Origin of the sequence: Streptomyces sp. DH12 (assembly GCF_020873895.1) — a bacterium.
Lineage (GTDB): Bacteria > Actinomycetota > Actinomycetes > Streptomycetales > Streptomycetaceae > Streptomyces.
This window is the reverse complement of the sequence record NZ_JAHWGT010001221.1, coordinates 1-435: the sequence shown is the minus strand read 5'-3', so window position 1 is coordinate 435 and position 435 is coordinate 1. Positions and strand designations below refer to the sequence as shown.

The following is a 435-nucleotide window of genomic DNA, read 5'->3' as shown; positions in this document are numbered from 1 at the left end:
GATCATGAGCGAGCTGACGCCGGTGGTGTCCGCGCAGCATGGGGCGTTCTTCCTCGCCATGCCGCTGGTCGACGGCGAGGACCTGAACGCGGCCGACGAGGAGCAGTTCGAGCTGCGGATGCTCGGCTCGTACGGCTACTCCATGGGGTCGATGCCGACGTCGTTCCAGCCCGGTGAGGGACTCATCGGAACGGCCGCCATGGAGAAGCGCACGATCCTGGTGGACAACGCGCCCAGCGGCTATCTGAAGATCTCCTCGGGGCTCGGGGAGGCGCCGCCGGCCCAGGTGATCGTGCTGCCGGTGGTGTTCGAGGGGAAGGTGCTCGGCGTCATCGAGCTGGCGTCCTTCACGCCGTTCACGGCGATCCAGAAGGACTTCCTCAACCAGATCGCCGAGATGATCGCGACCAGCGTCAACACCATCTCGGTCAACAC

General features: G+C 65.7%; 1 protein-coding gene. It reads left to right on the top strand.

The features are described 5' to 3' along the window. Positions 1-435 (top strand): GAF domain-containing protein (locus LPA54_RS39345; protein ID WP_228985188.1); only part of this gene is annotated, 435 nt, incomplete at both ends.